The sequence below is a fragment of the Brevundimonas sp. genome (assembly GCF_029945885.1).
In the GTDB taxonomy this organism is placed as follows: Bacteria; Pseudomonadota; Alphaproteobacteria; order Caulobacterales; family Caulobacteraceae; genus Brevundimonas.
This window is the reverse complement of sequence record NZ_JAQSDK010000011.1, coordinates 1-24202: the sequence shown is the minus strand read 5'-3', so window position 1 is coordinate 24202 and position 24202 is coordinate 1. Positions and strand designations below refer to the sequence as shown.

General features: G+C 67.0%; 25 protein-coding genes. 18 read left to right on the top strand and 7 right to left on the bottom strand.

The genetic code is table 11. The features are described 5' to 3' along the window. The first annotated feature begins 133 nt into the window (after positions 1-133). From PSV00_RS06350 to queG, 3 genes are read left to right on the top strand one after another with little or no spacing between them, the layout of a single operon-like run. Positions 134-1156, top strand: a complete 1023-nt coding sequence (locus PSV00_RS06350) for a cation diffusion facilitator family transporter (RefSeq protein WP_300445674.1) — start codon at positions 134-136, stop codon at positions 1154-1156. 59 nt (positions 1157-1215) lie between these two features. Further along, positions 1216-1899: a glutathione S-transferase family protein gene (locus PSV00_RS06345; RefSeq protein ID WP_300445673.1), complete on the top strand. Its 684-nt coding sequence runs from the start codon at positions 1216-1218 to the stop codon at positions 1897-1899. Positions 1900-1923: 24 nt separating this feature from the next. Continuing rightward, the gene (gene queG / locus PSV00_RS06340; protein WP_300445672.1) at positions 1924-3048 is read left to right on the top strand and encodes a tRNA epoxyqueuosine(34) reductase QueG; all 1125 of its coding nucleotides are present in this window, start codon (positions 1924-1926) and stop codon (positions 3046-3048) included. On the opposite strand, the gene PSV00_RS06335 is transcribed toward queG, so the two are convergent. Both PSV00_RS06335 and PSV00_RS06330 read right to left on the bottom strand, forming a co-directional pair. Continuing rightward, a complete protein-coding gene (locus PSV00_RS06335; RefSeq protein ID WP_300445671.1) occupies positions 3045-3572 on the bottom strand; it encodes an FKBP-type peptidyl-prolyl cis-trans isomerase in 528 nt (175 codons plus the stop codon). The two genes, queG and PSV00_RS06335, sit on opposite strands and share 4 nt — an antisense overlap. Beyond that, positions 3553-4755, bottom strand: coding sequence for a threonine ammonia-lyase (locus PSV00_RS06330; protein WP_300445670.1), 1203 nt, complete (start codon positions 4753-4755; stop codon positions 3553-3555). Before PSV00_RS06330 ends, PSV00_RS06335 begins: the two co-directional genes overlap by 20 nt. A 149-nt stretch (positions 4756-4904) precedes the next feature. Between PSV00_RS06330 and PSV00_RS06325 the strand changes: the two genes are divergently transcribed. The 3 genes from PSV00_RS06325 (at position 4905) to PSV00_RS06315 (ending at position 6410) form a co-directional block, all read left to right on the top strand. Further along, complete coding sequence (locus PSV00_RS06325) at positions 4905-5411, top strand: hypothetical protein (protein ID WP_300445669.1); 507 nt, start codon at positions 4905-4907, stop codon at positions 5409-5411. Between the two features lie 62 nt (positions 5412-5473). Beyond that, positions 5474-6070: a BA14K family protein gene (locus tag PSV00_RS06320; RefSeq protein ID WP_300445668.1), complete on the top strand. Its 597-nt coding sequence runs from the start codon at positions 5474-5476 to the stop codon at positions 6068-6070. 145 nt (positions 6071-6215) lie between these two features. Beyond that, the gene (locus tag PSV00_RS06315; RefSeq protein WP_300445667.1) at positions 6216-6410 is read left to right on the top strand and encodes a hypothetical protein; all 195 of its coding nucleotides are present in this window, start codon (positions 6216-6218) and stop codon (positions 6408-6410) included. Positions 6411-6470: 60 nt separating this feature from the next. Here PSV00_RS06315 and PSV00_RS06310 read toward each other — a convergent pair whose 3' ends face one another. From PSV00_RS06310 to rplU, 3 genes are all read right to left on the bottom strand, one after another. Beyond that, the gene (locus PSV00_RS06310) at positions 6471-7004 is read right to left on the bottom strand and encodes a GNAT family N-acetyltransferase (RefSeq protein WP_300445666.1); all 534 of its coding nucleotides are present in this window, start codon (positions 7002-7004) and stop codon (positions 6471-6473) included. 170 nt (positions 7005-7174) lie between these two features. After that, entirely contained in the window at positions 7175-7456 is a 282-nt protein-coding gene (gene rpmA, locus PSV00_RS06305) for a 50S ribosomal protein L27 (RefSeq protein WP_300445665.1), read from the bottom strand. A 71-nt stretch (positions 7457-7527) separates the two neighbouring features. Beyond that, complete coding sequence (gene rplU, locus PSV00_RS06300) at positions 7528-8067, bottom strand: 50S ribosomal protein L21 (protein ID WP_300445664.1); 540 nt, start codon at positions 8065-8067, stop codon at positions 7528-7530. Between the two features lie 206 nt (positions 8068-8273). Here rplU and PSV00_RS06295 point away from each other — a divergent pair, with 206 nt between their 5' ends. From PSV00_RS06295 to PSV00_RS06250, 10 genes are all read left to right on the top strand, one after another. Continuing rightward, positions 8274-9587 (top strand): cyclopropane-fatty-acyl-phospholipid synthase family protein, encoded by a 1314-nt coding sequence (locus PSV00_RS06295; protein WP_300445663.1) that lies wholly within the window; start codon positions 8274-8276, stop codon positions 9585-9587. A 35-nt stretch (positions 9588-9622) separates the two neighbouring features. Continuing rightward, a complete protein-coding gene (locus PSV00_RS06290) occupies positions 9623-10294 on the top strand; it encodes a hypothetical protein (protein WP_300445662.1) in 672 nt (223 codons plus the stop codon). Between the two features lie 45 nt (positions 10295-10339). Next, entirely contained in the window at positions 10340-11296 is a 957-nt protein-coding gene (locus PSV00_RS06285; protein ID WP_300445661.1) for a cation diffusion facilitator family transporter, read from the top strand. Positions 11297-11336: 40 nt separating this feature from the next. Continuing rightward, entirely contained in the window at positions 11337-12422 is a 1086-nt protein-coding gene (locus PSV00_RS06280) for a GTP-binding protein (RefSeq protein ID WP_300445660.1), read from the top strand. Then, positions 12419-12856, top strand: a complete 438-nt coding sequence (locus tag PSV00_RS06275; RefSeq protein ID WP_300445659.1) for a DUF1330 domain-containing protein — start codon at positions 12419-12421, stop codon at positions 12854-12856. Before PSV00_RS06280 ends, PSV00_RS06275 begins: the two co-directional genes overlap by 4 nt. Positions 12857-12867: 11 nt before the next feature. Continuing rightward, the gene (locus PSV00_RS06270; RefSeq protein ID WP_300445683.1) at positions 12868-13830 is read left to right on the top strand and encodes a WD40 repeat domain-containing protein; all 963 of its coding nucleotides are present in this window, start codon (positions 12868-12870) and stop codon (positions 13828-13830) included. 60 nt (positions 13831-13890) lie between these two features. Beyond that, complete coding sequence (mtgA, locus tag PSV00_RS06265; RefSeq protein ID WP_300445658.1) at positions 13891-14565, top strand: monofunctional biosynthetic peptidoglycan transglycosylase; 675 nt, start codon at positions 13891-13893, stop codon at positions 14563-14565. A gap of 91 nt (positions 14566-14656) precedes the next feature. After that, on the top strand, positions 14657-16528 hold the full coding sequence (locus PSV00_RS06260) for a M2 family metallopeptidase (RefSeq protein WP_300445657.1): 1872 nt from the start codon (positions 14657-14659) through the stop codon (positions 16526-16528). Between the two features lie 140 nt (positions 16529-16668). Further along, positions 16669-18543 carry a ubiquitin-activating E1 FCCH domain-containing protein gene (locus tag PSV00_RS06255; RefSeq protein ID WP_300445656.1) on the top strand — a complete coding sequence of 625 codons (1875 nt, stop codon included), beginning with the start codon at positions 16669-16671 and terminating at the stop codon, positions 18541-18543. A 196-nt stretch (positions 18544-18739) separates the two neighbouring features. Further along, on the top strand, positions 18740-20542 hold the full coding sequence (locus PSV00_RS06250; protein WP_300445655.1) for a ubiquitin-activating E1 FCCH domain-containing protein: 1803 nt from the start codon (positions 18740-18742) through the stop codon (positions 20540-20542). Positions 20543-20619: 77 nt separating this feature from the next. Here the strand turns inward: PSV00_RS06250 and PSV00_RS06245 are convergent, their stop codons facing one another. Next, positions 20620-21531, bottom strand: a complete 912-nt coding sequence (locus PSV00_RS06245) for a 2-oxoglutarate and iron-dependent oxygenase domain-containing protein (protein ID WP_300445682.1) — start codon at positions 21529-21531, stop codon at positions 20620-20622. A 228-nt stretch (positions 21532-21759) separates the two neighbouring features. Here PSV00_RS06245 and PSV00_RS06240 point away from each other — a divergent pair, with 228 nt between their 5' ends. After that, positions 21760-22434 carry an OmpA family protein gene (locus PSV00_RS06240; protein WP_300445654.1) on the top strand — a complete coding sequence of 225 codons (675 nt, stop codon included), beginning with the start codon at positions 21760-21762 and terminating at the stop codon, positions 22432-22434. Positions 22435-22623: 189 nt separating this feature from the next. Further along, positions 22624-22773 (top strand): hypothetical protein, encoded by a 150-nt coding sequence (locus tag PSV00_RS06235; protein ID WP_300445653.1) that lies wholly within the window; start codon positions 22624-22626, stop codon positions 22771-22773. On the opposite strand, the gene PSV00_RS06230 is transcribed toward PSV00_RS06235, so the two are convergent. Continuing rightward, a complete protein-coding gene (locus tag PSV00_RS06230) occupies positions 22770-24074 on the bottom strand; it encodes a UDP-glucose/GDP-mannose dehydrogenase family protein (RefSeq protein ID WP_300445652.1) in 1305 nt (434 codons plus the stop codon). The genes PSV00_RS06235 and PSV00_RS06230 overlap by 4 nt on opposite strands. Positions 24075-24202 lie beyond the last annotated feature (128 nt).

Here is a 24202-nt window from a genome sequence, read left to right as displayed (position 1 = left end):
GTCCGGGTTGATCTCAGTACCCGCCCATGATGCGGCGCTTTGGTGACGGTAAGGCTAACAGACCGATAAAAGTCATGACGCTGACCGGGGCCCGGCCATTGGCAAGGCGGCAGCGATCGGCGACAAGGCGTCAATGACCTCCCCTTCCCCCTCGTCCTCCCCGGAGCGCACGGACGCCGACGCCATCGCGCGCAACGTCACCCGCCTGTCGGTCGGGGTGGCGGTGATCCTGATCACCCTGAAGGCCTTCGCCCTGGGCGCGTCCGGCTCGGTGTCGATCCTTGCCTCCCTGGCCGACTCGGCACTGGACCTGGTGGCCTCGCTGGTAACCTTCGTCGCCGTGCGCTGGGCTGCGGCCCCGGGCGGCGAACAACACCGCTACGGGCGCGGCAAGGGCGAGGCCCTGGCCGCCCTGGTCCAGGCCGGCCTCGTGTTTGCCTCAGCCAGCTTCATCGGCTGGGAAGCCGTCCTTCGCATCTTTGATCCCCGCCCGGTCACCGCCGGTGGCTGGGGCGTGTCTGTGATCGTGATCTCGACCGTTCTGACCCTGGGCCTGGTGTGGATGCAGTCGCGCGCCCTCCGCCAGAGCCGGTCGATGGCCATAGCCGCCGACCGGGCCCATTACGCCGCGGATCTGGCCGCCAATCTGGTGGTGCTGATCGGGGTCATTTCGGGGGCCTTCCTCGCCGCCCCAGGCCTCGATGCCGCGGCTGGCCTCGTGGTTTCGGTCTGGCTGTTCTGGGGGGCGCTGGGCCTGCTCCGAAACGCCGCCGACCATCTGCTGGACCGGGCCGTGCCCGACAGTGACCGGATCGCCGTGACCACGGCCGTCCTGTCCGACCCGCGCATCCATGGCGTCCATCAGCTTCGCACCCGCATGGCCGGACCGGTGATGATGATCCAGATGCATGTCGACATGGACCCCGCCCTGACACTCGAGGCCGCCCACGCCATCATCGTCGCGGCCGAAAATCGCCTGCTGGCGGCGTTTCCCCAGGCTGACATCCTGATCCATCCTGACCCCCACGGTCGGGCCGAGCCAGAGACGATGGCCACCGGCGACGCGCTGCCCCCGGAACCCGACAGCGAGGCCGCGCCCGATCCGGACAGTGCCCCAACGCCGGCCCGGCCCGGCCCCCGTGGCCCCTGGTCCTGAGCCCGTCCCACCTCACGTCACTAACGAGCGATTAACGCCCGCGGGCGCATGGATTTCTCATGTCGGCCTGCGTCCTGTTTCATTTCCCGTTCGATCCCGGCTCCCGCACGGCGCGCCTTGCCCTGGGCGAGGCGCGCGTGGAGTGGTCAGAGGTCCTGGTCCGACCGTGGGAGGCCGGCTGCCCGCTGGGTGAACTCAATCCGTCCGGCATGCCTCCGGTCGTTCAGACCACCGAGGCCGGCAAACCGCTGACCCTGTGCGAGCCGGCCGCCGTTTTCGGCTGGCTGGAAGATCGCGCCAAGACCCCCTTCCTGCTGCCGGCCGACCCCGGCGAACGCGCCGAGACCCGGCGGCTGGTGACCTGGTTCGACCGCCGGTTCACGGACGAGGTCGACGCCGTCCTGCTGCACGAGCGAATGGAAAAGCCGCTGCTGCGTCTCGGCCCGCCCGAGGCGCGGGCCCTGCGCGAGGGGCGCGAGGCCCTGCGGACCCATCTCGCCATGCTCGAGGCGCTGGCGACCCAGCGCGACTGGCTCGCCGGTCGCCGCCTCAGCCAGGCGGACCTGGTCGCCGCCGCCCATCTGTCGGTCCTCGACTATTTCGGCGAGATCGCCTGGCAGAACTGGCCGGGCCTCAAGACCTGGTACATGAAGCTGAAGTCGCGCCCCTGTTTTCGTCCCCTGCTGTCGGACCGGTTCCAGGGCCTGCAGCCGTCGGCCCACTACACCGACCTCGACTTCTAGGGCGCGGCGCGTCAAACGACGCCCATGGCGACCGACCTCCGTCAAACCATCAGGGACAGCGCCGCCGCCCTGGGCTTCGACGCCTGCCGCTTCGCCTCAGCGGCCGAGCCGTGGAGCGCGGGCGAACGGCTGGCCCATTTCGTCGAGGCCGGACGGCACGGCGAGATGGGCTGGATGGAGACGACGCTGGAGCGCCGCAGCCACCCCACCGCCATGTGGAGCGAGGCCCGCACCGCCATCGTCCTGGGCCTCAACTATGGCCCCGATCACGATCCCCTGCCCGAACTGGCCGACCGGTCAGCCGGCTATATCTCGGTCTATGCCCGGGGCGACGACTATCACGAGCTGATCAAGGGCCGGCTGAAGACCCTGGCGGGCCAGATCGCCGCCCGCACCGGCGAGGACGTCAAGGTGTTCGTCGACACCGCCCCCCTGATGGAAAAGCCCCTGGCCCAGCGCGCCGGACTGGGCTGGCAGGGCAAACACACCAATCTGCTGTCGCGCGAGCATGGCAACTGGCTGTTCCTCGGCGTCATCGTCAGCGCCGCCGATCTGCCTGTCGATGCGGCCGAGACCGAACACTGCGGCAGCTGTACCGCCTGTCTGGACGTCTGCCCGACCCAGGCCTTCCCGGCCCCTTTCCAGCTGGATGCCCGCCGCTGCCTGTCCTATCTGACCATCGAATTTCCCGGGCCCTGGCCCGTCGAGTTCCGGGCCGCGACGGGCAGCCGCATCTATGGCTGCGACGACTGTCTGGCGGTCTGTCCATGGAACAAGTTCGCGGCCGCCTCGCGCGAAGCCCGGCTCCAGGCGCGCGATGGCCTGACCAGCCCCCGACTTGCGGACCTCGCCGGTCTGGACGATGCGACCTTCCGCACCCTGTTCGCCAAGAGCCCGGTCAAACGCATCGGTCGCGACCGGTTCCTGCGCAATGTGCTGTACGCGATCGGCAACAGCAGTGATGCCGACCTGATCCTGGCGGCCACACGGCTGCTCGACGACCCGGCTCCCGTGGTGCGGGGCGCGGCCGTGTGGGCGCTGTCGCGTCTGATGCCGGGCCCGCATTTCGCCGCGCTGGCCGCGGAACGGGAAAGCACAGAACCTGACCCGGAGGTCAGGATCGAGTGGACCGGGGCTCTCGCCCTCTAGCCCATGGCTGCGCCGGCAGAGGTCCCGCCGCCGGGCGTGTGGGCGACGTCCAGCAGCTTGATGCGGAACACCAGTACCGCATTGCCCGGAATCTTCGGCGGGCCGCCGCGCTCGCCATAGCCGAGGGCCGGCGGCACATAGAGCAGCCACTCGTCGCCGACCTTCATCCGCTGCAGGGCCTCGGTCCAGCCCGGCACGACATCGGCCGGCGTGGTGACATAGGGGGTCCCGCGGGCAAAGGAGCTGTCGAACACCGTGCCGTCGGTCAGCGAGCCTTCGTAGTCGACGCGGACCAGATCATTGCCGTCGGGGCTCTGTCCGCCCGCCGGCCCGGCTTCGATGACCTTGTACTGAAGGCCCGACGGCAGGGTCTGAACTCCCTCGACGCGGGCGTTGTTGGTCAGGAAGAACTCGGCCGCCCGGGCATTGGCGGCCAGATCGGCGTCCGGTGCCGGGTCGCCGCCGCAGGCCGCGACCAGAAGTCCCAGCGAAAGGGCCGCAGCCCTACCCCATCCGAAGCGCATAACCCTTGTCCTTCAAGGCCTCGCCGATCGCGTCGGCATGGGCGCTATCGCGCGTTTCGACCATGATGTCGAACTCCGCCCCCTTGGCCGGAACATCCAGCGCCAGGCGGTTGTGAACGACATCGATGATATTGCCGCCGACGTCGCCGATCACGGCCGCCATCGTCGACAGAATTCCGGGCCGGTCGTCGCTGAGAATGCGGAAAACGACCAGCCGCCGCTCGCGGACCATTTCGCGGTTCAGCACCACGGCCAGCATCCGGGCATCGATATTGCCGCCGCACAGGACCAGGCCGACCCTCATGCCGCGGAAGCGGTCCGGGTGCGCCAGCAGGGCGGCCAGACCGCCGGCACCCGCGCCCTCGGCGACGGTTTTCTCCAGCGTCGCATACAGGGCCACGGCCTTTTCGAAATCCTCCTCCTCACAGACGAGCACATCCTCGACCAGCGGGTCGGCCAGGGCGAAGGGAATGTCGCCGACGGCCTTGATGGCGATACCCTCGGCGATGGTGGCCCCGCCGCATTTCGGTGTTTCGCCCTTCCGGCGGGCGCTGAACGACGGATACATGGCCGCCTCGACGCCGAAGATGCGGATGTCGGGCTTGATCGCCTTCGCCGCGATCGAACAGCCGGCGATCAGCCCGCCACCACCGATCGGAATGATCAGGACGTCGAGGTCCGGTGCATCCTCGAGGAATTCGATGGCGCAGACCCCCTGGCCGGCGACGATCCCTTCGTCGTCAAAGGCCGAGACGAAGACATAGCCGTGCTCGGCCTGCAGGCGCTTGGCCTCCTCGGACGATCCGGTGAAATCGGCCCCGTGGATCACCACCGTGGCCCCGTGGGCACGGGTGCCGTCGACCTTGGTGAAGGGGGTGCCGACGGGCATGACGATGGTCACCGGAATGCCCAGCCGTCCCCCGTGGTAGGCGAGGGCCTGGGCGTGATTTCCGGCCGAGGCGGCGATGACGCCGCGCCGACGTTCATCCGGGGTCAGCTGGCTGAGCCGGTTCAGGGCTCCACGCTCCTTGAAGGAACCGGTGAAATGCAGGTTGTCGTATTTGACCCAGACCTCGGCCCCGGTCAGCTGCGACAGCCGGCGCGAATGCCGGACCGGCGTGCGATCGACCTGACCGGCGATACGCTGCCGGGCGGCCTGGATGTCGGCGAAGGTGACGGTCATGGATGATCCTGGCGCTTCCGTTGCCGAACTTCGTCCGGTCATTGTCGCGCTTTTGACCCACAGAGACACGCGTCGCAACCTTGACCTTGGCCGCCGCGTTAGGCGTGATGAGACAATTACCCGCCCGACGAATTACCGGAGTCCGCCCCATGTCGATCCGCCCGCTGCTCGCCCTCGCTGCCGTGGCCGTCCTCGGCGCGGCCTGTGCCCCGACCACCGGCACCATGTCCCATGGCGCGACCGCGTCCACAGCCTTCAATGCCGCCGCCTTTGCCTGGTCGGCCCAGACCGGCCAGGCCGTGATCAACGGTCGCGTCGACTACCGGCAGGACGGCCAGGTCTATGACTGCACGGGGTCGGTCGCCCTGACGCCGGACACGCCCTATACGCGGGCCCGATTCAACACCCTTTACGGCTCGATCGATCGCGCCGCCGTCCCTGAGGCCGTCGTTCGCGCCCGGACCGTCTCCGACCCCAATGCCGACTACCGCTCGTTCGTGCGGTCCACCACCTGCAACGATCGCCGGTTCAGCTTCACCGGCCTGCCGGACGGCGGCTGGTTCGTCATCGCCCCGGTCAGCGCCGGCGGCGAACGGGTCGTCCTGATGCGCCGCGTCGAGACCCGTGGCGGCCGGGCCGTGAACATCACCCTCTAGAGCGTGCCCATGCGTCCAGCCGGGCCCGCGCCATCAGGACGGGCCAACTTCGGGAGTTAACCATGCGCCACCCCGCCCTGTTGTCCGCAGCCCTGGCCGTCGCCGCCCTGACCCTTGCGACCACACCGGCCGCTGCCCAGCATTATGGATATCCGGACCGTGACCATGGTCAGGATTATGGCCGTGCCGACGGATACGACCGCACCGGCTGGGGCGGATCTTCGGCAACCCGCGACTGGCGCAGCCAGCTGGACCGGCCGGGCGACTATCGCTGCGACGCCTTCTGGGACGCCAACCGTAGCGACTGCGCGGCTCCATGGCGCGATCAGCGCCGGTCATCAGGCTACGGCTGGGGTGACCAGACCTATGGCCACGCCAGAGACTATTCAGGCTACCCGGCCGCGTACGGCCATGGCGGACGTGGCAGTCCTGGCTATTCCACCCGCCGGCGCGGATACGGTCAGACGACCTTTGACAGCAGGAATGGCGAAGCCTGGCACGGGGCCTATGGCCGACCGGATCTGATCTATTCGGGCGACGACAACCGGTCCGGTCGGGACGGGCGCCGGATCGGCTGGTGCCGGGCCAACTATCGCTCCTACGACCCCGCCAGCGGCTATTATCGGGCCTATAGCGGGCGTCTGGTCTACTGCGGCTAGGCCGGGCTGGTTTCCCGTCGTATGAGGCGGGCCGGTCCGGGTCGATCACAGAACTGTTGGTGATCGCCGTTCGCCATCCTTTGGCCGTATCGTCCCCGCCTTTGGGGTCACTCCCCTTCGGGGATCCAGTCAATCGGGAGGCTCCATGTCCCAGCACAACATTTCGGGTTCAGAAGCCTTTGACCGCACGCCGCAGGTGATGATCCGATCGGTCCGCACCGGCGGCCTGCGTCGGCGTCGGGCCCGCATGGCCGGGGCCTTCATCGCCGGCGCGATCGCCACAGTGATCGGCGGGGCCATCGCCGCCGCCGCCGTCTTCAGCCCGACCCTGTTCGGCTAGGGCGAAATCGGCCTGGACGGGCTCGCGTCCGGACCGCGAAATGGCCCCGCCAATCCGCGTCTAGGCCAGCCAGACCATGCGACGGATATCTGTCTCGGCGTTGCGCGCCCGGCTGAACGACCGGCGAACCTCACCCGTGTAGAGAAAGCCGGCCTTCTCCAGGACCCGGCCGGACGCGGGATTGTCGGTAAAATGGCCCGCCACCATGGCCCGCCGCCTCCAGTGACGCCCGGCCCAGACCAGGGCTCCCTCGAGCGCCTCGGTGGCAAAGCCCCGCCCCCAGAAGGGCCGGCCGATCCAGTAGCCCGTTTCAGGGGCCGGATCGCCATCCTCAAACAGGCCGATAACGCCGACAGGCCCCAGGTCCTCATGGTCGATCAGGAAGGTCGCCCCGCGCCGCGGGTCCTGCCCCTGGATCGAGTCGATAAAGCCCTCGGCATCGGTGACGGCATACGGATACGGCATCCGCAGCGTCATGCGCGCCACATCGATATCATTGGCCAGGGCCGCCAGACGCGGCGCGTCCTGCAGGCGCGGGGCGCGCAGGACCAGGCGCCGGGTTTCGACGACAGGGGAGATTTCGATCACGCACATGGGCGCCTCGCGAAATTTTCGCCGCCGTCCTTGGATCAGGGCTCGGGCGGGCATCGAGGCGGGGAAACGCAAACGGGGAGCCTGGTTGACCCAGACTCCCCGCGGAAAATTTCCCTGGTCCGGATCGCAGCTCTTCGAGCCTTGCGCGATCCGGGAGTATCCGTTTCGCGCTACTCGGCGGCCATCGCCACAGTGTCATTGGCCGGCATGACGGAGACGTAGGAACGGCCCCCGCGCTTGGTGCTGAATTTCACCGCACCATGGACAAGGGCGAAAAGGGTGTGGTCGCGGCCAAGGCCGACGTTGTCACCCGGGTGGAAGGTGGTGCCACGCTGGCGCACGAGAATGTTGCCGGCCAGCACGCGCTCGCCGCCATATTTCTTCACGCCGAGGCGTTTCGACTCGGAGTCGCGACCGTTACGCGACGAACCACCGGATTTTTTATGAGCCATAGATCTGCTCCGTCACTCTTCCGTTTGCGCTGACGCGCGTCGCACCGTTTCGGGTGCGTGTTGAACTCTGTTTAGGCTTCGTCGCCGGCCTTGTCCGCCGTCTTGGCGGGGGCCTTCTTGGCAGGAGCCTTCTTGGCGGCAGGCTTTTCAGCCTTGGGCGCAGCGGCCTTGACGGCCTTCGGGGCCTTGGCCGGCTTGGCCTCGGTCTCGTCGACGCGCGGGGCAAGGCCACGGGCACGAAGGTTCATCTCGGCCTTGGTCATCAGATCGACCGTGCCGTCCCATTTGGCGGTCTCGCCGGCACCGGCGATGCCGGTGATGCGCAGGACCGATTCCATCTGGCGATGGCCGTTGGTACGGCGATAGCCCTGGCGACGGGTCTTCTTGAAGATCTTGATCTTCTCACCCTTGCGGGTTTCGACCAGGGTCGCGGCCACCGAAGCGCCGGAAATCAGGGGAGCGCCAAGGGTCACACCCTTGTCACCGCCCAGCATGAGCACGTCGCCGAACGACATCTCGGCACCAGCATCACCATCCAGCTTTTCGACGACGATAACGTCGCCCGGTTGGACCCGGTACTGCTTGCCGCCGGTCTTGATCACCGCGTACATTTGAAGCCTCAGCGTAAACGCAAAAAAGATAGCGCCCGCCGGGCAAACCCCGCGGGCGAAGAGCGGCGACATATACGGACGGGGGTCGCGGAGTCAACGTGAAACGGGACGCCCGGGCCCGGAAACACGCGAATTGCCCTCACGGCCTAGCCGCTTTCCCGCCCTCGTGCCAAATCTGGCCGCGAACCCAAGGATCGACATAGCCCATGACTGACCGAGCGGATCGCCGCATTCAGGCCGCACGGACGGTGATTGCCCATGTCGCCGGACATCTCCAGGCCGACCTGTCGGTTCGGCTGTGGGACGGACAGGTGCTGCCGCTCGGGCCCGGCGCGCGCCGTGACATCCAGATCGTGATTTCCGGTCCCGCCGCGATTCGACGCCTGTTGCTGAAGCCGGGGCTGATGACCCTGTTCGAACTGTTCGCCACCGGCGACCTGGCCATTGAGGGCGGCAGCCCGCTCGAGGCGGCCGATCGCTGGGACCACGGGCGCGCCGTTCATCTGGCGCGCCGCGTCGACAAATGGCTGATGGCCCGGCAGGCCCTGCCCTTCCTGTTGCGGCGGGAGCAAGCGGACCGGGCACCGGCGGCCTATGACGAAACCGGGCGCGAGGGAATCGGTGCCCGACAGGCCGGGCGTCGGGATCAGGACTTCATCCGCTTTCACTATGACGTCTCGAACGATTTCTACGCCCTCTTCCTCGATCCGGGCATGACCTATTCGAGCGCCTATTTCACCCGGGCCGACGCCACACTCGAGGAGGCCCAGGTCGAGAAGCTGGACCGGATCTGCCGCAAGCTGCGGCTGGCCCCCGGACAGAAACTTCTGGACGTCGGCTGCGGCTGGGGGGGCCTGGCCTGCTGGGCCGCGCAGACCTACGGGGTCGAGGTGCATGGTGTGACCCTGTCCCAGGCCCAGCTCGATTACGGCCGCGCCCGGGTGGAGGCCCTGGGCCTCGGGCATCAGGTCACCCTGGAGCTCAGGGACTATCGCGAGATCGACAGCGCGGCGTCCTATGACGCCATTTCGCAGGTCGAAATGTTCGAACATGTCGGCCTGGCCAATCACGACCGGCATTTCGCCGAGATGCACCGGCTGTTGAAACCGGGCGGCCTGTATTTTCACCAGGCCTCGGTGCGGCGCGGGGGACGCGGACCCGTTCGGCCGACCCCCACGACCCGGGTCATTACCCGATTCATCTTCCCTGGCGGTGAGCTGGACACCATCGGCATGACCGTCACCAACCTGGGTCGACTGGGTTTTGAAGTCCTCGACGTCGAGAACCTGCGCGAACATTTCGAACTGACCCTGCGCAACTGGGCCCAGCGCCTCTACGCCGCCCGCGCCCAGGCCCGCGATCTGGTCGGGCATGCCAGGACCCGACTGTGGCTGATCTATTTCGCCCTGTTCGCCAAGGGGTTCGAACGCGGCTCGGTGCTGGTCTACCAGACCGTGGCCCGCCGGCGGCGTCCGGGATCGTCCGGCCTGCCCCTGGACCGGCGCAGCCTCCATTCCTGACGAATTAACCCTCGACCGTTATAAAGTAACAGGCTATGCAGCGATCGATGTCGCCGCCTGACCTGCAGCCCCCGGTCCTTCTGTCCCTGCTCGGCGGCGGATTCATCGCGGCCTTCCTGCATGCCGCCCTGCCGACCCACTGGCTGCCCTTCGTCCTGGTGGGCCGGGCCCAGGGCTGGAGCGGGCAACGCGCCCTCGCCGCCGTCACGGCCGCCGGCCTGGCCCATATCGCCTCGACCGCCCTGTTCGGCCTGCTGATCGTGGTCGCCGCCCTGGCACTGGATTCCTGGGTGCGCGGCCTTTTGCCCAATCTGTCGGCCGCCCTGCTGCTGATGTTCGGCCTTTTCTATCTGGGCCGGTCGCTGTGGGTTCACGCGGTGGCGTCGGACGGCCCGAGCCTGCGGACACCCGCCCCGGCCGTCTCGGACAGGGCTGCCATGCTGGGCCTCGTCACCATGATGGCGATTTCGCCGGGCGAGGTCCTTCTGCCCCTGTACCTGCATTCGGCCACGGCGGGCCTGCCGACCCTGGCCCTGCTGACCCTGATGCTGGCGTTGGGCACGGTGCTGGGCATGGCCGTCTTCACCAGCCTGGCCCGGGCCGGGGCCTCCATCCTGAGGCTGGAGCGCTGGGCCCGCTATGAAGGTGCCGTGCTGGGCCTGGTCCTGATCGGCCTGGCGGTCGTCATTTTCCTCTACCGCCACTGACGGTGGCGATTCCCTCCCTGACGATCTGGCCCTAGAGTCCGTCGCATGGCCGCTTCGCATGATCACCATCACGCCGACCACGGGCACGACCATGGCCATGCGCCCGGGCACAGCCACGCCCACGGCGGCCACAGCCACGGACCGGTCGATACCGGCGACTGGCGCTATGCCGTCGGCCTGCTGGTCAACCTGGCCTTCGTCGCCTGCGAGGTCGCCGCCGGCCTGTTCAGCGGCTCCTCGGCGCTGCTGGCCGACGCGGGACACAATCTGTCCGATGTGCTGGGCCTGGCCATGGCCGGGGGCGCAGCCTGGCTGGTCCGCCGCTCCAGCGGCAAACATCTGACCTATGGCTACGGCAAGGCCACGGTGCTGGCCGCCCTGGCCAATGCCCTGCTGCTGATCTTCGCCTGCGGGGCCATCGCCTTCGAGGCCGTGCGTCGGCTGGCCGAGCCCGCGCCCGTCGCCTCGGGCGTGGTCATGATCGTGGCCGGCATCGGCTTCGTCATCAACCTGGGCACGGCCCTGATGTTCATGCGCGACCAACACAGCGACCTGAACGCCCGCGGAGCCTATCTGCACATGATGGCCGATGCCGGCATCTCGATCGGCGTGGTCATCGTCGGGGCCTTGATCATGGTCACCGGCTGGTCGATCCTCGATCCTCTGGTCAGCGTCGCCATCGTGGCCGTGATCCTGATCGGGACCTGGGGTCTGCTCAGGGACTCGGTCAATCTGGCCATCGATGCCGCCCCAGCCCACATCGATGTCGACGCCGTGCGCGAGGCCCTGTCTGCCCTGCCGGGGGTTCGGGCGGTGCATGACCTGCACGTCTGGGGCCTGTCGACGACCGAGGCGGCCCTGACCGCCCATCTTGTCCATGACCGCGCCGACAGCGCCGCCCTTCTGGCCGAGGCCCGGGGGCTGGCGCGCGAGAAATTCGGCATCGGCCACACCACCCTGCAGCTGGAAAGTGACGCTTCTCCCGACTGTCCGGACTGCTGACGCCTTCACAAGGCCATCGCGACCCGCCATCTAGCCGGGCATGACCTCTCCGAACCCAGACAAGATCCCCGTCACCGTCCTGACCGGCTACCTCGGTGCCGGCAAGACAACCCTGCTGAACCGCATCCTCACCGGCGACCACGGCAAACGCTATGCCGTGATCGTCAACGAGTTCGGCGAGATCGGCATCGACAACGACCTGGTGGTCGGGGCCGACGAGGACGTGTTCGAGATGAACAACGGCTGCGTCTGCTGCACGGTGCGCGGCGACCTGATCCGCGTCGTCGCCGGCCTGATGAAACGCCAGCGTCCGGGCGCGCCGGCCTTCGACGCCATCATCGTTGAGACCACCGGCCTGGCCGATCCCGGCCCGGTGGCCCAGACCTTCTTCGTCGACGAGGACGTCAAGGCCAGGACCCAGCTGGACAGCGTCACCTGCCTGGTCGACGCCAAACATGTGATGGCCCGGCTGGATGACTCCAAGGAGGCCCGCGAACAGGTGGCCTTCGCCGACCGCATCATCCTCAACAAGGTCGACCTGGCCAGCGAGACCGAACTGGTCGCCGTCGAGGCGCGGTTGCGCAAGCTGAACCCGCTGGCCCCGATCACCCGGGCCGAACGCGCCGACGTGCCGCTGGACCAGATCCTCGGCCTCGGCGGCTTCGACCTCGACCGTATCCTCGACATCAATCCCGAGTTCGCCAACCCTGCCCACGGCGAGGCCGGCCATGTGCACGACGAACACTGCGGCCACGACCATGGGCACGGACATGATCACGGGCACGACCATCACGGCCATGATCACGGGGCCCGCGGACACGCCCATGAGGACGACATCAAGGGCATCTCCGTGTCGATCGACGGCCCGATGAACGGGGCGAAATTCACCGCCTGGCTGGACCGGCTTCTGGGTGAGCAGGGTCAGAACATCCTGCGGGCCAAGGGCATCATCGACGTCCAGGGCGAGGACCGGCGACTGGTGTTCCAGGCCGTGCACATGATCCTCGAGGGCGACCTGCAGCGCGCATGGGGTCCGGACGAGCGACGCTGGAGCCGCGCCGTCTTCATCGGCCGCGATCTGGACGAGGCGGCACTGAAGGCCGGGTTCGAGGCCTGCGCCGCATGACCGGCTGCATCGACCCGACGCAGGAGGCCTTGGCGGCCTTCCGCGACCTGCCCGCCGATCAGCCAATCGCCATGATCAACCTGCTGCGTTTCCGCGAGACGGCCACCTATCCGGCCGACCATCCGGACCATGCCGTCGCCCTGACCGGGGCAGAGGCCTATGCCGCCTATGGCCGCGCCGCCGCCGCGCCCTTCGCCCGGTCGGGTGGCAGCCAGATCTGGCTGGGTCGCCCCGAACTGACCCTGATCGGTCCGGCGGACGAGATCTGGCACCTCGCCTTCATCGTCCGCTACGAGACGGCTCAGGCCTTCATGACCATGATCCGTGATCCCGAATATCAGCTGGCGGTCGTTCATCGACAGGCCGCCGTGACCGACTCACGACTGATCCGCTGTAATCCGCGTGAGCCGGGCTCCGGCTTCGGCGAGGGCTGAGCGACATGGCGATGAATTTCACCTTTGACGCCCAGGTCACGGCGGCCCTGTTCGACCGGACCGGCGCGATCTTCGCCCTCGGCGACGGTTCGGTCCGGTTCGCCGAGGGCGAACGGTTTGCGGTTCATGACGGCGCGGTCCTGTGCGCGGCGATTCACCCGTCCGGCAACGGCATCGTCACCGGCGGCGATGACGGCAAGGTCGCCTGGACCCGCCGCGACGAGACTGTCGTCCTGGCCGAGGCTCCCGGTCGCTGGATCGACGCCCTCGACACCGCCGCCACGACCGGCCTCATCGCCTTCTCGGCCGGGCGAATCCTGTCGGTGATCGACGTTGCCGACCCGGCCTTCCGCCGCGACTTCACCCATGAGCGCACGGTCTCCGGCGTGGCCTTCGATCCCAAGGGGCGACGCCTCGCCACCTCGACCTATGGCGGGGTGGCCCTGTGGCTGGCCCGCATCGCCCAGCAGAAGCCGACCCTGCTGAAATGGGCCGGGTCCCATACCGGCGTGACCTTCTCGCCGGACGGGGCCTTCGTCATCACCGCCATGCAGGACAACCAGCTGCACGGCTGGCGCCTGAAAGACTCCAAGGACCTGCGTATGGGCGGCTATCCGTCCAAGGTGCGGTCGATGGCCTTCCTGTCGAACGGCCAGCTGTTCGCCACCGCCGGGGCCCAGGGGGCCGTGCTCTGGCCCTTTACGGGCAGCAACGGCCCGATGGGCCGCGAGGCCACGGAGATCGGCTACGACGAATCCAGCCTGGTCACCCAGGTCGCCGCCCGCAGCGGTCTCGGCTTGCTGGCCGCCGGCCTCAATGACGGCCGGGTCTGGCTGGCCGATCCGGCCGGTCAGGGTCTCAATTTCGTTCGGGCTGACAAGGGATCGGCGATCACTGCCCTGGCCATGCGCGAGGACGGCGGGGCCATCGCCTGGGCCGACGAGGGCGGACTGGCCGGGGTGGTCGAGGCCTGACGGCTTGCGTCACGCGCCAGGATCGCGATCATACGCCGAACGACGGGGGCGTCTGACACCATGAAACCGGGCCGAACGCTGCTGATTCTGCTGCTGACTCTGGCCCTGCTGCCGATCGGCGGGGTTCTGGTCCATGCCGTGGTGCCACCCCCGACCACCCTGCTGATGGTGCAACAGGCGGTGGCGGGGCACGGGCTCGACTATCGCTGGCGCTCGCTCAACCACATTTCCCCGCGACTGGTCGAGGCCGTCATCGCCTCGGAGGATGCCCGCTTCTGCAGCCACGACGGGTTTGATTTCCAGGCGATCGAGAAGGCGATGGATGACAACGCGCGCGGCCGTCGGGTGCGCGGCGGCTCGACCATCAGCCAGCAGACGGCCAAGAATGTCTTCCTGTGGCCCGGCCGCAGCTGGGTCCGCAAGGGGCTGGAGGCCGGCTATACCGTGCTGATCGAGACCGTCTGGTCCAAGCGCCGGATCATGGAGGTCTATCTGAACGTCGCAGAATGGGCCCCGGGGGTCTATGGGGCCGAGGCGGCGGCGCGACACTGGTACGGCAAGGGGGCCGATCAGCTGACGGCGCGCGAGGCCGCGCGGCTGGCCGCCATCCTGCCCAGCCCCCGACGCTACAGCGCCGGTGCACCCGGCCCCTATGTCCGTCGCCGGGCCTCGCGGGTGCAGGCGGCCATGGGAACGGTGCGCAACGACGGACTGGCCGCCTGCGTTTTGCACTGAACCGTCACGCTTGACGCGGCAGACGCACTTGCGTCCCATGGCCCCTCAATTCAGCCGGGAATCAAAACGCCGGCGATCCGGAGGACATCCCATGAAGCGTCAGTTGATGACGGCGGCCGCCGCCTTCACCCTTGCTCTCGCCGCCGTCGGCTGCGCGGGCATGACCGGTGCGGCAGTTCCGACGGCCGGTCCGCAGGGGGCCGCCCCCGCCGATTCCGGGACCTTCCCCGTCTCGGCGGCCGGCGCGACCGCCTTCGTCGCTGACGCCGAGGCGAAACTGGCCGATCTGTTCGAATATGCTGCCCGGGTTCAGTGGGTGCGGGCCACCAACATCACCTTCGACACCATGTGGCTGGAGTCCCGGGCCAACGCCCAGGTCACCGAACTCCAGGTCCAGCTGGCCGGGGAGGCCGCGCGCTTCAACGATGTTCAGGTTCCGGAAGACGTCCGCCGCAAGCTGAACCTGCTGCGCCTCGGCATTGTCCTGCCGGCCCCGAACCGGCCGGGGGCCGCCTCGGAACTGGCCGAGATCACCACCCGTCTGGACTCGACCTATGCCACCGGCAAGTTCGAATATCAGGGGCGCGAGATCACACTCGACGACGCCTCTGAAATGCTGGCGGAAAGCCGCGACCCGGCCGAGACCAAGGCCCTGTACGAGGGCTGGCGCACCATCTCGCCGGTCATGCGCGACGACTATGCCCGCATGGTCGAGATCGCCAATGAAGGCTCGCGCGACCTGGGCTTTGCCGACACCGGCGCGATGTGGCGGGCGGGCTACGACATGGAACCCGACGCCTTCGCCGCCGAGACGGATCGCCTGTGGGAACAGGTCAAACCCTTCTACGAAAACCTGCACTGCTATGTCCGGGCCCGGCTGAACGAAAAATACGGCGATGCGGTCCAGCCGGCGACCGGGCCGATCCGGGCTGATCTGCTGGGCAATATGTGGTCGCAGCAATGGGGCAATATCTATGACGTGGTGGCCCCGACGACCGGCGCCACGTCCAGCTATGACATGACGCAGCTTCTGACTCGCGCCGACTATGACGCGACGAAGATGGTCCGCACCGGCGAGGGCTTCTACACCTCCCTGGGTCTGGTGCCCCTGCCCGAGACCTTCTGGGAACGCAGCCAGATCACCCGGCCGCGCGACCGCGAGGTGGTCTGTCACGCCTCGGCCTGGGACGTCGACAACCTGGACGACATCCGCATCAAGATGTGCACCCAGGTGAACGGCGAGGACTTCTATACTGTCCACCACGAACTGGGTCACAACTTCTACCAGCGGGCCTACAAGGATCAGCCCTTCCTGTTCCGCAACGGGGCGAATGACGGCTTCCATGAGGCGATCGGGGACTTCATCGGCCTGTCCGCCCTGACCCCGACCTATCTGAACCAGATCGGCCTGCTGGAGACGGTGCCCGGCGAGGAGGAGGACATTCCCTTCCTGCTCAAGATGGCGCTGGACAAGATCGCCTTCCTGCCGTTCGGCCTGATGGTCGACCGCTGGCGCTGGGACGTGTTCAGCGGCAAGACCGACCCGGCCCACTACAATGAGGCCTGGTCGGCCGATATGCTGAAATACCAGGGCCTGGTGCCGCCGGGACCGCGCCCGGACGGTGCCTTCGACCCGGGGGCCAAATATCACATCCCCGGAAACACGCCCTACACCCGCTATTTCCTGGCCCATATCTACCAGTTCCAGTTCCAGCGCGCGGCCTGCAAACAGGCGGGCTGGACCGGCCCGCTGCACCGGTGCTCGATCTACGGCAATGAGGCCGTCGGCCAGCGTTTCAATGCGATGATGGAGATGGGCCAGTCGCGTCCGTGGCCGGAAGCCATGGCCGCCTTCACCGGCGAAAGCCGCAACGACGCCTCGGCGGTGACCGAATATTTCGCCCCGCTCAACGCCTGGCTGACCGAACAGAACCGCGGCAAGCCCTGCGGCTGGGAGGGCTGAGACCGCGACGTCCAGGGGGGCGTGACGCGGTGCGTTAACCGTACCGCATAGCGCTTCCCTTAACCGAACCGCGTCATTGTGCGTCGGTTGCGGGGCAAGGTGCGTCCGCACACGGGGCGTGCGACCTGACGATGGGCGTCTTGAACTGGATCCGATCCTGCAGCCGGGCGACCCTGGCCTTCGCCGCGCGCTTCCAGCGCGAGACGCGCGGCAATGTCGCGATGATCTTCAGCCTGAGCCTGCCGGTGCTGGTTCTGATGACCGTCGGCGGGGTGGACATCCACCGCGCCTCGACCGTTCGCATCAACCTGCAGGACGCGCTGGACGCCGCCACCCTCGCCGCCGCGCGATCGCCCTATTCAAGCGACGCAGACCTGTCCCGGGTGGGGCTGTCAGCCCTGAGGGCCAATCTGCAGGCCTATCCGGACATTATCCTGCGGGAGGACCAGACCACCTTCAGCATGAACAGCGACAGTGTGGTGATCGCCAACTCCAAGGTCGATGTGAAGACCCTGGTGGCCAATATCATCCTGCCGCCGTACGGCAAATTCATGGACGACTACCTGCCGGTCGGGGCCCATTCCGAGGTCAACCGCTCGTCCAAGAACCTCGAGGTCGCCCTGGTTCTGGACATCACCGGATCGATGGCAGGCCAAAGGCTGACCGACCTCAAGGCCGCAGCCAGGGACCTGGTGGATCTTGTCGTCCAGCCGGTCCAGACCCCCTTCTATTCCAGGATGTCCGTCGTCCCCTATGCTGTCGGGGTGAACCTTGGCACCTACGCCAACAGCGCCCGTGGAACCCCGACCTCCTACCGCAACATCACCAGGGCCGCCTGGACGACCGGCTCGTCAAAATCGATCACCGGACTCACCCGGGCCAGCACAGGCGTGGTGAGCTCAAGCTCGCACGGCTTCGCCACGGGCGACTGGATCTGGATCAGCGGCGTCAACGGCATGACCCAGATCAACAACCGCGCGTTCCGCGTGGTGAAGATCAACAACAGCTCCTACTCGCTGCAGGCCTGGAACGGCAGCAGCTGGTCTACCGTCAGCAGCAGCGGCTACAGCAGCTACAGCTCGGGGGGCATTGCGCGGAAATGCCTGGTCTCGGACTGTTCGGTCGTGATCACAGCCGCCGGTCACGGCCTGTCGAACGATGACTATGTCTACATATCGGACGTCGGCGGCATGACCGGGATCAACAACGCCGGCTATCAGGTGTCCAACGTCACGACCAACACCTATTCCATCGGCGAGAACGGTGCGAACTGGAGCAACTACACCTCGGGCGGCCGGTCGTACTGCGGTCAGTACGGATGCGAGTATCGCGTATTCCGCAATCCATGGGACGCCATCCGCGCGCTTCCGGCCAGCACCTGCGTCAGCGAGCGCACCGGCGCCCAGGCCTACACCGACGCCTCGCCGGCCTCGGCGCGCGTCGGCTTCAACTACGCCAACAGCAGCAATGTCTGCCCGACCGCATCGATCCTGCCGCTGTCCAGCAATACGACCACGATCAAGACCCTGATCAACAGCCTGTCGGATGACGGCTCGACCGCTGGCCATATCGGCACCGCCTGGGGCTGGTACACCGTCTCGTCCAATTTCAACGCGCTCTGGCCGTCGAACGGTGCCGGCGTGCGCAACGAGCGCGACCTGTTGAAGGCCGTCATCATCATGACCGACGGCGATTACAACACGCCCTATTGTTCGGGCGTGATTGCCCAGAACGCGCTGTCCGGGTCGGGCGGCTCGACGGACAAGATCGCGTGCAACGCCACCAATGGCCACTCCTTTGATCAGGCCAGGGCCCTGTGCGACGCGATGAAGGCCCAGGCGATCATCGTCTATACCGTGGGGTTCCAGGTGTCTTCCGGGAGCAGCGCGGCCGACATCCTGGCACAATGCGCCACCAGTTCGAGCCATGCCTATCTGCCCGCCAGCGGGGCCGATCTGACCGATGCCTTCAAGGCCATCGGCCGTGACATCACACGCCTCAGAATCTCGAGATAGCGGGACGTCAAACCACGCCGGTTTCCGGAAAGATCGCCGGGGATCATCAAGCCTTAACCGCGCGGCCCCAAGCTTGCGTGCTTACAGCCGGACTCTCCCGCCCGGCGACATGGCTGGATCGACGACCACGGCAGACCGAGATGACCCACCCCTGCTTCTGGCTCTGAAGGCGGTTCTCCGCCGGCTGCGATCCGACGTGGGCGGCAACGTCGCCATGATCTTCAGCCTGACCCTGCCGGTGCTGGTGTTGATGACGCTCGGAGGGGTCGACATCCACCGCGCCTCGACCGTGCGGGTCAACCTTCAGGATGCCCTGGACGCGGCCACCCTTGCCGCCGCGCGATCGCCGTACACGACGGACGAGGACCTGTCCCGGATCGGGCTGGCTGCCCTAAGGGGTAATCTGCAGGCCTATCCGGACATCATCTTGCGGGAAGACCAGACGACCTTCGTCCTCGACAATGACAGCGTGGTGATCGCCAATTCAAAGGTTGATGTGAAGACCCTGGTCGCCAACCTCATCCTGCCGCCCTACGGCAAATTCATGGACGACTACCTGCCGGTCGGAGCCCATTCCGAGGTCGACCGTTCCTCCCGGAATATCGAGGTGGCGATGGCCCTCGATATGTCCGGCTCCATGAGGGGCCAGAAGCTGCGGGACCTGAAGACCGCAGCCAAGGACCTCGTCGATCTGATCGTCCAGCCGGTCCAGACGCCCTACTACTCAAGGGTAGCCCTGGTACCGTGGTCCTATTCGGTCAATCCGGGCAGCTATCTGAACGCGGTGCGGGGCACGGTCACCGGCTCGACCTCCATCGCCAACATCGGGGTCAACCTGACGGGCCCGCAACAGAGCATCACCAGGGCCACGCGGAAACGGCCGGTCGTGATCACGTCCCCTGGGCACGGCTTTGCCAATGGCGACGTGGTCTGGATCTCGGGCGTCAGCGGCATGAGCCAGATCAACGACAAGGCCTTTGTCGTCGCGGGACGAAACAACAACACCTTCGAGCTGAATGATCGCCACGGAAACCGTATCGACGGGCGCGACTACGGAAGACTGTACGGGAGTTCGGGACGGATCCAGAGATGCCAGGACAACGACTGTTCCGTCGTCGTCACATCGACCCGGCACGGTCTGCGCGACAACGATCATGTCTACATCACCGACGTCTCGGGGATGACCGAGGTCAACAACCGGACCCATCTGGTCGGCAACACCACGACCGACACCTTCACCATCGACATGGACGCCGCCGACCTGTCGCCCTACCGGTCGGGCGGCCGGTCATGGTGCGCCCAGGAAGGCTGCACCTATTACGCCTTCGAGAACGAAAACCGGGACCTCGCCACCCACAGGATCAGCGACTGCGTCACCGAACGCACCGGCCGGGAGGCCTACACCGACGCCGCACCGACCAGCGCCGCCCGGGTCGGCCGCAACTATCCGGACAATGACGGTACCTGCATGGCGAGCACAATCCAGCCGCTCTCCAGCCGCATCGGCGAGATCAAGGCGAACATCGACGACCTGTCGGTCAGCGGCTCGACCGCCGGCCAGATCGGCATCGCCTGGGGCTGGTATATGGTGTCGCCGAATTTCGGCTCGCTGTGGCCGTCATCGGCCGGTGCCCCCTACAATACGGCCGAGACGCTGAAGGCCGTGATCATCATGACCGACGGCGAGTTCAACGCCCCCTACTGCAAGGGTGTGATGGCCCGGGGCTACAATGCTCCCAATTCGAGGAGAAACAACTGCGCCCCGGACAATGGCGAGCCCTATGCCCAGAGCCGGGCCCTGTGCGACGCGATGAAGGCCCAGGGGGTCGTCGTCTATACGGTCGGTTTCCAGATCGGAAACAGCGGCAACGCCCGGTCCCTGCTGCGGTACTGCGCCTCGACGGAGAGCGGCTTCTACGACGCCGGCAGCGGGACTGAACTGTCCGAGGCCTTCAACGCCATCGGACGCGACATCACCAAACTCAGGATATCCCGCTAGAGCGAAACCGGTCGGGCTGGACGCGGTCCGGCCCGGCTCGGATTTCGCTCCCGTTGGAACCCAGAATGGACGGGTCTTCAGATCAGCCGGATCTCGCGCAGCCGCTCCATCAGGAAGTCCTCGGCCATGATCGCCTTGCCCGCATAGCGGTCGGGAGCCTCCTTCGTCACCATGGAGGGCAGGGTCTCGATGACGAAGTCGGGATTGAAATGCAGGAAGAAGGGCGTCGAATAGCGGGCGAAGCCGCGCCGTTCCGGAGCCGGATTGACCACCCGGTGCGTCGTCGAGGGCAGCACGTGGTTGGTCAGGCGCTGCAACATATCGCCGATATTGACCACCAGGGCCCCGGGCGGCGGCGCGATGTCCAGCCATTCGCCGTCGGCGTCCTTCAACTGCAGGCCGGCCTCCTCCGCCCCCAGCAGCAGGGTGATGACGTTGATGTCCTCATGGGCCCCGGCCCGGACCCCGGGGGCGTCGGCGGGCACCGGGGGATAGTGCAGCATCCGCAGCACGCTGTTGCCCAGCTGGACCTTGTCCTCAAAGAAGTCGTCGCCGAGCTGAAGATAGCGGGCGATCGCCTTCAGGATCTTGCGACCCAGTTGATCCATGGCGTCGAACATACCGTACAGGTGGGCCTGAAAACCCTCCACCTCGGTCGGCCAGACATTGTCCCGCATATATTTCCGGTAGGGGTGCCCCTCGGGCAGTTCGCGGCCGACGTGCCAGAACTCCTTGAGGTCGACGGCGCTGGCATCCTTGGCGGCCTCGACGCCGAAGGGGGTCAGCCCGCGCGCCCCGCCCGTGCCCGGCATATGATAGGCGCGTTTGACGTCCTCGGGCAGGGCAAAGAAGGCCTTGGCGTCGTCGATAGCCGCAGCGATCGTCGCCTCGTCCAGGCCGTGATCGGACACCACGGCGAAACCGTACTGTTTGAAGGAACGCCCCAGGGTATCGGCGAAACGCTGAAAATCGGTGTCATGGAGCGCCATCGATACCGGCTCGATGGTCCGGGTTCCGGCGGTGTCGGCAGGGGAAGCGGTCAGGGTCGTGCTCACGGTTGTGGCCTCAACGAAAACAGGGCCGCTTTCATACGCCCGATCCCCCGCGATTGGCAAAACCGGCGGCGCTGCAGCCGTTCATCAACGGTACAGGGTGGAACCTTCACCGTAGGGCCACGTTGTCCCGGCTGACAACATCTTCAAACAGGGACTATCCTTATGCGCACCAAGCTCCTTCTCACCGGCGCGAGCATTGCTATCCTCCTCGGCGGTGCCGCCTGCACCACCATGGACCCCTACAGCTCGACGCCGACCCGCAACAATACGGCGACCGGTGCCATCGGCGGGGCCATCGGCGGGGCCCTGCTGGGCTATCTGACCAACACCTCCAACAGCGAACAGGGCCGCAAGAACGCCCTGATCGGTGCCGGGATCGGCGCGCTCGGCGGTGCCGCAGTCGGTGCCTATATGGATCGCCAGCAGCGCGAACTGGAAGCCGAGCTCTCGGGCAGCGGTGTCGGCGTCGCCCGCCAGGGCGATACCCTGGTCCTGCGGATGCCGTCGGACGTCACCTTCGCCTCGAACCAGTCGGCCGTGAACACGCGCTTCTACGCCACGCTCGATGACGTCGCAGCCGTGCTGAACCGCTACGACCAGTCGACCATCGACATCATCGGTCATGCCGATTCCGACGGTGCCGACGACTATAATCTGGACCTGTCGCGTCGCCGCGCCTCGTCGGTGGCCCAGTATCTGGTCAGCCGCAATGTCCTGGCCGACCGTCTCTATGTGGACGGTCGCGGTGAAAGCGAGCCCGTCGCCTCCAACGCCACGGCCGAAGGCAAGGCCCTGAACCGCCGCGTGGAAATCCTGATCCGCCCGTTCCGCGGCTAGGACATACGACGGTCGATGACCAAGGCAGGGCGGGCGGCACCACGGTGCCGCCCGCCTTTCCAATTCGTCCGTATGGCCAACCGGTGATGACCGCACGCCGTTCCTTGATTTGCGAATCGACCGGCCTCATGCTCCTGAGACAGATGCTCGAGCCGGGGGATTGAGGTGCGGCCAGACCACAGGGAATTCATGGACGGCCTCAGGCTGGCGGCCATCGCCGTCGTCTCTGCGGTCCTGACGGCGACGCTGGTCATCGGTGCCGGGCGGGCTGTTCTGGAGCAGTCCCCCCGGGATGCCGACACCCCAAGCCTGCCGCTGACCCGGACCGCCGCCCGCTAGGCCCGTCCGATGGAGCTGTAGATGAAGCCGCGCGACCGCATGTCGTCCGGGCGGTAGACATTGCGCAGATCGACCATCACCGGCTGTCGCATCAGCAATTTGACCCGGTCGAGGTCCAGCGCCCGGAACTGGTTCCACTCGGTCAGGATGACGACGACATCGGCCCCGGCGACCGCTTCATAGGGTCCGTCCTTGAACTGGACATCATCCAGCAGTCGGGCCGCCTCCTCCATACCCTCGGGATCAAAGGCCTGAACGGTCGCGCCGCGGGCAACCAGCGCCGGAACGACATCCAGCGCGGGCGAGTCCCGCATGTCGTCGGTATTGGGCTTGAAGGTCAGCCCCAGGAGCGCGACCGTCTTGCCGGCCAGATCGCCCCCCAGCGCCAGGGCGACGCGATCGGCCATCCCCTTCTTGCGCGCGTCATTGACCTGGACCGTGGCTTCCACCAACCGCACCGGACTGCCGGCGTCGGTCGCGGTGCGCACGAGGGCCAGGGTATCCTTCGGGAAACAGGACCCGCCATAGCCCGGCCCCGCGTGCAGGAATTTGCTGCCGATCCGCTTGTCCAGCCCGATCCCGCGCGCAACCTGCTGCACATCCGCCCCGACCGCCTCACACAGGTCGGCCATCTCGTTGATGAAGGTGATCTTCAGCGCCAGGAAGGCGTTGGCCGCATATTTGATCAGTTCGCTGGTCCGGCGTTCCGTGAACAGGATCGGCGTCTCGTTCAGGCTGAGCGGACGGTAGATTTCGGTCATGACGACGCGCGCCCTCTCGTCCCCGGTGCCGACCACGACCCGGTCGGGGCGTTTGAAATCCTCGATCGCGGCCCCCTCGCGCAGGAACTCCGGATTGGACACCACGGCGAATTCGGCGTCGGGTCGGCGCGCCCGGATGATGCGTTCGATCTCGTCGCCGGTGCCGACCGGCACGGTCGATTTGGTGACGATGACGGTAAAGCCGTCGATCAGGCCGGCGATCTCCTCGGCCGCCGCATAGACATAGGACAGGTCCGCATGGCCGTCGCCGCGACGCGAGGGCGTGCCGACGGCGATGAAGACCGCATCCGCGGCGCGGATCGCCTCGGCACCGTCGATGGCAAAACTCAGACGTCCATCGCGAACATTGCTGGCGACGAGGTCCTCGAGGCCGGGCTCGAAGATCGGCATCTGCCCCTGGTTCAGGCGCTCGATCTTGGACGGATCCTTGTCGACGCAGCAGACCATATGGCCGAAATCGGCGAAACAGGCCCCCGACACCAGGCCGACATAGCCGGTTCCGATCATGGCAACGCGCATTCAGGATCCCCTTCACTAGCAGGCCGCCGGGATAGCCGTCCGGCCCGGCTTTGACCAGTCACCCCCGCCCGCCCAAACGAAAACCGCCGGCCTCCTTGCGGGGGCCGGCGGTTCAATCGTGTCGTGAT